This window comes from Microcystis sp. M049S2 (assembly GCF_020245625.1).
GTDB classification, from domain to species: Bacteria; Cyanobacteriota; Cyanobacteriia; order Cyanobacteriales; family Microcystaceae; genus Microcystis; species Microcystis ichthyoblabe_A.
The window spans coordinates 1-9,065 of record NZ_JADBUN010000284.1 but is presented as its reverse complement, the minus strand read 5'-3'; the positions used below and the strand labels follow the sequence as shown (position 1 = coordinate 9,065).

The following is a 9,065-nucleotide window of genomic DNA, read 5'->3' as shown; positions in this document are numbered from 1 at the left end:
CTGCATTATTCACCAACTGGCAAAAACCTGATTGTGAGGACATCTCAAAAAACAGACTGTTTTTCAGCCAGATCGCTAGATGAACTTCTTGCCAAGGCTTTCGAGGATTTTCCAAAGTCTTCATGAATAATGCAGGTTAGGTAATTGACCCCCTCAAAACCCCACACCCCACACCCCACACCCCACACCCTGTCCCCACAAAAAACTTTTTGCCGCAAACCCTAATTAGCAATTCCGGGCAGATTCTAGCTGACTGCTCAAAAATAGCTTACCTCCTATGGCACTGCTGTCTCGATCGAGACAGCAGAGGTGTAGAATGAAAATACTGAGCGAGGCTAGGGAAAGGAGAGAGACTCTTGATAATCGTCATCGATAACTATGATAGTTTTACCTACAATTTAGTCCAGTATTTGGGAGAATTAGCCTCCGAGTTCCCGATCGCTGTGCCGATCGAGGTCTATCGTAATGATAAAATAGACTTGGCCACAATCGAACAAATGCGGCCGGATGGGATTGTCATTTCCCCCGGTCCTGGTCGTCCGGTCGATGCGGGCATATCTCTGGAATTAATCGCTAAATTTGGCCCCCATTTGCCGATTTTGGGGGTCTGTCTCGGTCATCAAAGTATCGGTCAGGTATTCGGAGGGGATGTGGTCTCGGCCCCGGTCTTGATGCACGGCAAAACTTCCCCAATCTATCACAACAGTGAAGGGGTATTTCAAGGCTTAGAAAATCCTTTTACTGCCACCCGTTACCATAGTTTAGTGATCGATCGCTCCACCATGCCAGATAATTTAGAGATCACGGCCTGGGTCGAAGATGGCACGGTCATGGGAGTCCGTCATCGGGATTACCCCCAGATTCAAGGGGTACAATTTCATCCCGAAAGTATTTTAACCACTGCTGGCAAGGAACTTTTAAGAAACTTTCTCCGATCCCTCTAGTGTTTACCTATAATGTCGGCTTGAAGGCTCTCGGTTTCACCTCGGAGATGAAAAGCCGACCAGCATAGAACAGCACTTCGACACATTTCGACAGGCTCAATGTAAAGGCTCAGTGACACGAGCACGACTAAAAATAACTCTAATCTATAGTTGCCAATTTAATTTTAGTATGGTAGAATAGTTTGCGTAGTAGGTCGATAACGCAAAATGTTTGTTTTAGAGTACAAGCTTAGAGGAAAACCATCTCAATATCAAGCCATTGATGAGGCTATTCGGACAGTACAGTTTGTTCGGAATAAATGTCTTAGATATTGGGAAGACAATAAAGGTGTAGGACAAAAGGATGTATATAAATATGTCACTCAATTAAGAAGTGAATATCCTTTTGTTCAAGACCTTAACTCTACAGCTTGTCAACAGGCTTGCGAACGGACTTGGACTGCTATTCTTAGGTTCTATAACAATTGCAAGAACCAAATCGCTGGTAAAAAAGGATATCCTAAATACTCTAAACGTACTCATTCTGTTGAGTTTAAAAAGTCAGGTTGGAAACTTAATCGAAATTCTAAGAGAATAACTTTCACTGATGGAAAAAACATTGGGGAGTTAAAACTAATTGGTAGTCGAGACTTGTTTTATTTTCAAGAATGGCAAATTCAACGGATAAGAATAGTTAAAAGGGCTGATGGATATTATTGCCAGTTAATGCTAAAACTCGATGCTAGAGATATAACCCCACAATCAGAATCGACGGGTCATTGCGTAGGATTAGATATGGGGTTAAAATATCTTTATGCTGACAGTAACGGGAATACAGTAGAGCCTCCTAAGTATTATCGAAAAGCCGAAAAGCGTCTTAATAAACTGAATAGAAGAAAGTCTAAAAAGTTTAAGAGAGGACAAAAGCAGTCTAATAACTACAAAAAAGCTAGTCAAAAATACGCCAAGGGACACTTAAAAGTAAGTAGGCAACGAGAAGAGTTTGCTAAAAAATTGGCACTCCGTTTAATTCAGTCAAACGACTTGATAGCTTACGAAGATTTAAAAGTCAAAAACCTTGTGCGTAATCAAAAACTAGCCAAGAGTATCAATGATGCTGGTTGGTCACAATTGAGAAAATGGATTGAGTATTTTGGCATTAAATACGGACGATTGACCATAGCAGTTAATCCCGCCTATACCAGTCAAGAATGCCTTAATTGTGGTCGGTTAATCCAAAAGTCTCTATCAGTTAGAACTCATGTTTGTTCCTGCGGATATGTGGAAGATAGAGACAAAATGGCGGCCTTGAATATACTCAAAAAAGCTACGATAGGGCATATCGGAAGCTGGTCGTCAGACCTAAACGCTTGGGGAGATTTAAGCTCTATCTTGGTTGGTAGCAATACCTGTCAAGACAACTTGAGTCAGTGAACCAAGAATCCCTCGCTTTTAGCGATGGGAGTGTCAATAATCCCCAACCCCTGAAATTAACCTTAAGTGGGTGGGTGGAATTAAATAGAAGATGAACGTAGGTTGGGTTGAAGCATGAAACCCAACACCCGCTCATGTTACGCTACCGCTAACCCATCCGACAAATAATTGTGCCTCCCTACTTAACTTGATTAATTCTGCATCTACATTTATGAAAAGGCGAGATTTTATCTTATCGGCGGGGACAAGTTTCTTAACCGTGACAGTAAGCTCAGTTTTAGCGGAAACTAAACCGAAACCCACTAACCCCACTTCCCCCCAAAAACCCGATAATTCCCTCTTAGTTCAATGGTTGGGTCATAGTTGCTTTTTATTCACCGGAGGAGGTCAAAGAGTCCTCGTTAATCCCTTCCGGGCGATCGGTTGTACGGCGGGTTTTCCTTTGCCAAAAGTAGAAGCAGATATCGTTTTAATTAGTAGTCAACTCTGGGATGAAGGGGCGGCCGAGGGTTTACCCGGTAATCCGAAAATTTTGTTTGAGCCGGGGGCCTATGATCTGGGTAAATTAAAATTCCAGGGCATTAGTATTGCCCACGATCGCATGGGTGGGCAACGTTTCGGCATGAATGTGGCCTGGCGTTGGACCCAAGCAGGGATTAGTATTGTCCATTTAGGAGGGGCAGCGGCCCCAATCGAATTAGAACAAAGAATTCTCCTAGGTTCCCCGGATTTAGCTTTTATTCCCGTGGGAGGTGGTCCAAAAAATTATAATCCCCAAGAAGCAAAACAGGCGATCGAAGTTTTACAGCCGCGAATAGCTGTCCCGACGCAATACTTCACCAGTGCCGCCGATAAAAATGCCTGTGAATTGGTCTCTGTAGATGAGTTTCTCAAGTTAGTCAAAGATAAAAATATCCGTTTAATCGGGGACAATAAATTACGGATTCGTGCCGCCGATTTACCGAAAAAAGGGACGCTCATTCGCGTTTTTGACTACCGCAATCTGTTACAGAAATCCTAACTTTTAGGAGCCATTGACCTAGGCCTGCTTTAGAGCATCTCCTAGTTCTCTAAAAATTGCTTTAACAATCTTATTAAAAATGTTTTTGCTGAAAGAATCTCGCTCTTTTTTTAGACAGGGATGGACGATTGCAGTTTTACTAATTGCCCTGCTTGTTTCCCTGCCAATTTTATCGGTGGCCAGTAGTTTATTAACTAATTCCAGTCAAGTCTGGCAACATCTGCTCGAAACTGTTCTCTGGGATTATCTAGTTAATTCTTTTTGGTTAATGAGCGGGGTGGGTAGCGGTGTTTTAATCATCGGTGTTGGCACCGCTTGGTTAACAACGATGTGTCAATTTCCCGGTCGTCAACAATTTCAATGGTTATTACTACTACCCCTTGCCGCTCCCGCCTATCTCTTGGCCTATACTTATACCAATATGATGGACTATTTTGGTCCGGTGCAGACCTTCTTAAGAAGCGTTTTCGGTTGGAATAGTGTCGAAGATTATTGGTTTCCTAATATCCGTTCTCTTTGGGGGGGGATTCTGATGTTAATACTGGTGCTTTATCCCTACGTTTATCTGTTAGCAAGGGTCGGTTTTTTAGAACAATCTGTCTGCACAGTGGAAGCAAGTCGCTCCTTGGGATGTAACCCTTGGCGCAGTTTTTTTACCGTCGCTTTACCCCTAACAAGACCGGCAATTATGGCAGGATTAGCCCTAGCTTTAATGGAAACTCTGAACGATTTTGGTACGGTGCAGTATTTCGGAATTAATGCTTTTACCACGGGGATTTATAATACTTGGTTCGGTATGGGCGATCGCATAGCGGCGGGGCAGTTATCCACAGTTTTAATGGTATTTATCCTCGTTTTAGTTTTCCTTGAACAATCCTCCCGTCGTCAAGCTCGTTACTATGAAATGACCAATCGTTTCCAGTCACCGACTAAGTACAAACTGAGATTTATTCGGAGTTTTTTGGCAATGTTCTCCTGTTTTGTGCCGGTATTTCTGGGGTTTATTGCCCCCGCTTTCTATCTGGCCTATTTAGCCTTTAATCATGCCCAAGAAACTTTTAATAATGACTTTTTTAGTCTATCGGGAAACAGTTTTTTTCTGGCTAGTTTAAGCGCAATTATTGCGGTAGTTTTAGCTTTAATTCTCGCCTACGGGGAAAGACTTAATCCGAATAAAACTCTTAAGGGTTCTGTGCGGATTGCGGCCGCTGGTTATGCTATCCCCGGCATAGTTATCGCCGTGGGGGTTTTAATTCCTCTCGGCAAATTAGATAACTTTTTCAACCAAGTATTAAATATCAATTTAATTCTGAGCGGCACAATTTTCTGTCTAATTTTTGCCTATATTGTCCGGTTTTTAGCCGTAGCTTTTTCCACATTAGAATCGAGTTTAAGTAAAATTAAACCTAGTTTAGATGATGCTTCCCGCAGCCTTGGCTATGGCACTGGTGCCACTTTAATTAAAGTGCATATTCCTCTTTTGTCGGGGGGATTATTGACGGCGGCTATGTTAGTTTTTGTCGATGTGATGAAGGAATTACCGGCTACTTTGGTGTTAAGACCTTTTAATTTTGATACCCTAGCGGTGCGCGTTTATCAATACGCCAGTGATGAACGTTTGGTGGAAGCGGCGGCACCAGCCCTGGCCATTGTCCTAGTGGGATTAATTCCGGTAATTTTTTTAAGTTGGCAAATTTCCCGACGGGCGATCGATTAAAGTGGTGGCCGATTCCTAGACAAGTTGGCGATCGGCCAGCAGGTTAGTTCTATAGTCTAGTACAAAATAATGTTACAGTTCTTGACAAGACTACTAGAGAGGGGGGGTGTCAGTGATAGGATTCCCTAAAACCCCTTTTCTTTATTTGTGTAGAGAGAACAAAATCCTATGACAGAACTTTCTGGAAAAGCTCCTAAGTTCGGTGGCAGCACGGGCGGTTTACTCGCCAAAGCCGATCTGGAAGAAAAGTACGCCATCACCTGGACAAGCAGCAAAGAACAAGTCTTTGAAATGCCCACCGGTGGCGCCGCTATCATGAACGAAGGCGAAAATCTCCTCTATTTGGCCCGCAAAGAACACGCGCTCGCTCTTGGTACCCAATTCCGGACGAAATTTAAGCCCAAAATCGAAGATTACAAAATCTATCGGATTTACCCCAGTGGTGAAGTGCAGTATCTCCACCCCGCTGATGGTGTCTTCCCCGAAAAAGTTAACGCTGGTCGTGAATTTTTCGGCAAAAAAGACCGCAATATCGGCAAAAACCCCGAACCAGCGACAATTAAGTTCTCTGGTGTCACTCCCTACGAAGCATAAATAAACCCTAAAATCGAGAGTGGGGAGTTAGATTTAGAAGCTATTTAGCCCCAAGATTTAACTTCCGACTCTCGATTTCTATGATCGCAATCAATTGCTAGTTAGGGTTTGCGGCAAAAAGTTTTTCCTGGGGTTAGGAGTTAGGAGTCAGTAGCCGGTCGTCAGGAGTCGGGGTGGTCACTGCGTGCGCGACGTTCGGCGACGCTCAGTCGAGCCGTTGCGGGGGGTGTTAGGGTGTTAGGGTGTTAGGGTGATGAGACAACTTCCCCACTTCCCCACTTCCCCACTTCCCCACTTCCCCACTTCCCCATTCCCCCATTCCCCCACTCCTTCATAATTCATAATTTATAATTCATAATTCATAATTCATAATTCCTTCCGTTTCCTGAACCATCAAAATATGATCTTCCCCGACTTCGATCGCTTTCGTGAACTCGCTGGCCAAGGTAACTTTATTCCTGTCTATCAAGAATGGATCGCTGACCTAGAAACACCCGTTTCGGCCTGGTATAAAGTTTGTGCCGATCAAGCCTACAATTTTTTATTAGAGTCGGTGGAAGGGGGCGAAACCTTGGGACGCTACAGCTTTTTAGGCGGCGATCCTGTCTGGGTATTAGAAGCACGGGGAAACACCACCACCCAGACTTTTCGCAATGGTTCTCAAGAGATTTTTTCGGGGGATCCTTTCGAGATTTTAACCCAATGTTTAGCCCCGATTGTGCCGGTTAAATTGCCACAATTACCCGCTGGAATAGGGGGTTTATTTGGTTTTTGGGGTTATGAATTAATTAATTGGATTGAACCGCGAGTGCCTATTTATCCAGCTACCGATGCCGATCTACCGGATGGTATTTGGATGCAGGTGGATAATCTAATTATTTTCGATCAAGTTAAACGGAAAATATGGGTGATCGCTTATGCGGATATCCGGGGTAACAATCCCGATTTAGCGGCTGCTTATCAAGCGGCCTGCGATCGAGTGACACAATTAGTTCTGAAGCTACGATTACCCCTACCAAGTAATGCCAAAACTCTGGAATTATTACCGGTTGGTCAGGGAAAAGAATTAGTCTATGAAAGCAATACAACTCAGGAAAAATTCTGTCAAAATGTCCTAAAAGCGAAGGATTACATCAAAGCTGGGGATATTTTTCAGGTGGTTATTTCCCAGCGTTTAAATGCCAATTATCATGGCCATCCCTTCGATTTATATCGTTCCTTGCGTCTGATTAATCCTTCTCCCTACATGGCTTTTTATAACTTTAAGGATTGGCAAATTATTGGCTCTAGTCCTGAAGTGATGGTTAAGGCAGAACGGGACGAATTAGGTAAAATAAGAGCCACTGTCAGACCAATTGCTGGCACCCGTCGCCGGGGACAAAACTTCAGTGAAGATCAAGCTTTAGCAACGGATTTACTGCAAGATCCCAAAGAAATTGCCGAGCATATTATGTTAGTGGATTTGGGGAGAAATGATCTAGGTCGAGTGTGCGATCGAGGTACGGTCAAAGTGGATGAATTAATGATAATTGAACGTTATTCCCACGTTATGCACATTGTTAGTAATGTGGTGGGGGATTTAGCAACCAATAAAAGTGCTTGGGATTTATTAAAAGCCTGTTTTCCGGCGGGAACCGTCAGTGGGGCCCCGAAAATTCGCGCTATGGAAATTATTCATGAATTAGAACCCTGTCGTCGTGGTCCCTATTCAGGGGTTTATGGTTACTACGATTTCGAGGGACAGTTAAATAGTGCCATCACAATCCGCACTATGATTGTTCGTCCCCAAGGTAATCAAAATTATCTGGTTTCTGTGCAAGCGGGAGCGGGGTTAGTAGCCGATTCTGAGCCGGAGAAGGAGTATGAAGAAACCCTCAACAAAGCGAGGGGTTTATTGGAGGCAATTCGCTGTTTAAGTTAGATTTTTTAGCCCAGGATCCTCCTTCTTTATTTAACCTCATGAGGAGGAAAAATATTTAATTGGTAGCTCTAGGGGAAACTCTGGTGCTGACAGAGTAGTTAACTTTATCTTTATCGGTATCTCCAGTGGTCAGATTTACCTCAGCGTTGGCATTCAAAATCACTTGATTACCACCATCGCGAACACAGACATAAAAACCTTCTACCTCGCCGCGAACGGCGGGGATTCTCTTCCAACCCGTTGGGATTTCAATGTCGGTTTGGAAAGGATCGCAGTTGAATCGCTCCAGATTATTCGTGGCATCCGCTAACCTATCGGTGACGGGGGAATGTTGCCAAGAATTAATATTATAGTTGCCGTTAGCGTCCAAGTCTGGACCGTAGCGCCACAAGACTCGCGGACCGGTTAAGCTATTTTCAGGGCCTTTGGTATAGTAAACGATCTGTTCATTGAGCGGAGCCTGACCGGGATTGTTGGGGTCGGGAATTTGGAAAGCAAGAACTGCTCGCGCTCCTGTGGGTACTTGAGTACTCGTGATCGCAGTTTCAGAATCAGCGATAATTCTTGCTCGTCTCACTTCATCTGAAACAAACTCTAGAGTACGATTAAGATTATTTTGGATTTCAGTACCAGCATTAGCTCGATAGTTGCTTCTGAGCAGGTTAGTTACGCCAATTCCCGCCACCGAGATGACAATCACCATCATCAAACTTGCCAGTAAAACTTCTGTAATCGTGAAACCTGCTTGCAGAGGACGATGAGCCGATTTTTTTTGTAAACGGCCTAGGTGATTGATGTACTCTAAATAAGAACGCATAGCTTTAACCCCACATTCCGTACTAAAAAACAAGGACAAAGAAAATAAGAAAAACTCTCATGACAACAGATAATACTGGCAAGTAGTAGCTCCCAAAAAGCCTAAAAGCCTCTCTCGCCCATGGGTTAGATTGATAATTTGGGGACAATTGTTCAGTACAACCCAATGAATCCCCCTCAAACATTGAAAAATCCAACGCAATGTCGGACGCTGAGTCGGCTTTCCCAATTGATTCGGCATCGTTTCCTCTTGCTCTTCTAGAGCTAGTCTCAGTGGACGTTGCCCTAGGTTGTACACTAACAAACACAACGCCATAATCAAGGCTAATGCCATAATCCTCTCAGGGGTTTTGAGAAACAGACTCGAAGCAAAAAACAGATAGTCTTTGAGAAAGCGAAAACCTCTCTCGATGCCTTGCTGTTGTTTGTAGTGGACTAGCAGTTGTTCATCACGACCTGACTCTTTATCTAACTGGTTGGTCGCTAACACACAGATAAATAGGGTTTGCTGAATAAATCTAAAAACCTTGTTGGGTAAGACTTTTAGACTTTTTGTCAATCAAAAAGTACTGGGACTTGGAGTGATCGGGGGGAAAATTCAGGTACTTTTTCCCTGAAAATTAGGTAGTTGACCACCTG

Annotated in this window: 8 protein-coding genes; 6 read left to right on the top strand and 2 right to left on the bottom strand. The window is 43.6% G+C overall.

Annotated features, from left to right (window positions below; all coding sequences use genetic code 11):
* Positions 1-356: 356 nt before the first annotated feature.
* The 6 genes from IM496_RS21655 (at position 357) to trpE (ending at position 7,610) form a co-directional block, all read left to right on the top strand.
* On the top strand, positions 357-944 hold the full coding sequence (locus IM496_RS21655; protein ID WP_194017997.1) for an anthranilate synthase component II: 588 nt from the start codon (positions 357-359) through the stop codon (positions 942-944).
* A gap of 207 nt (positions 945-1,151) precedes the next feature.
* Entirely contained in the window at positions 1,152-2,357 is a 1,206-nt protein-coding gene (locus IM496_RS21650; RefSeq protein WP_194017999.1) for an RNA-guided endonuclease InsQ/TnpB family protein, read from the top strand.
* A gap of 211 nt (positions 2,358-2,568) precedes the next feature.
* Complete coding sequence (locus IM496_RS21645; RefSeq protein WP_287663286.1) at positions 2,569-3,378, top strand: MBL fold metallo-hydrolase; 810 nt, start codon at positions 2,569-2,571, stop codon at positions 3,376-3,378.
* Positions 3,379-3,457: 79 nt separating this feature from the next.
* Positions 3,458-5,095 (top strand): ABC transporter permease, encoded by a 1,638-nt coding sequence (locus IM496_RS21640; protein ID WP_287663285.1) that lies wholly within the window; start codon positions 3,458-3,460, stop codon positions 5,093-5,095.
* A gap of 168 nt (positions 5,096-5,263) precedes the next feature.
* Complete coding sequence (locus IM496_RS21635) at positions 5,264-5,689, top strand: photosystem I reaction center subunit II PsaD (protein WP_002740397.1); 426 nt, start codon at positions 5,264-5,266, stop codon at positions 5,687-5,689.
* 400 nt (positions 5,690-6,089) lie between these two features.
* Entirely contained in the window at positions 6,090-7,610 is a 1,521-nt protein-coding gene (gene trpE, locus IM496_RS21630; protein WP_194018339.1) for an anthranilate synthase component I, read from the top strand.
* Positions 7,611-7,665: 55 nt separating this feature from the next.
* On the opposite strand, the gene IM496_RS21625 is transcribed toward trpE, so the two are convergent.
* Together IM496_RS21625 and IM496_RS21620 are read right to left on the bottom strand one after the other, a co-directional pair.
* A complete protein-coding gene (locus tag IM496_RS21625) occupies positions 7,666-8,427 on the bottom strand; it encodes a PulJ/GspJ family protein (protein WP_287663283.1) in 762 nt (253 codons plus the stop codon).
* 57 nt (positions 8,428-8,484) lie between these two features.
* On the bottom strand, positions 8,485-8,916 hold the full coding sequence (locus IM496_RS21620) for an IS1634 family transposase (protein WP_287663282.1): 432 nt from the start codon (positions 8,914-8,916) through the stop codon (positions 8,485-8,487).
* Positions 8,917-9,065: the final 149 nt, after the last annotated feature.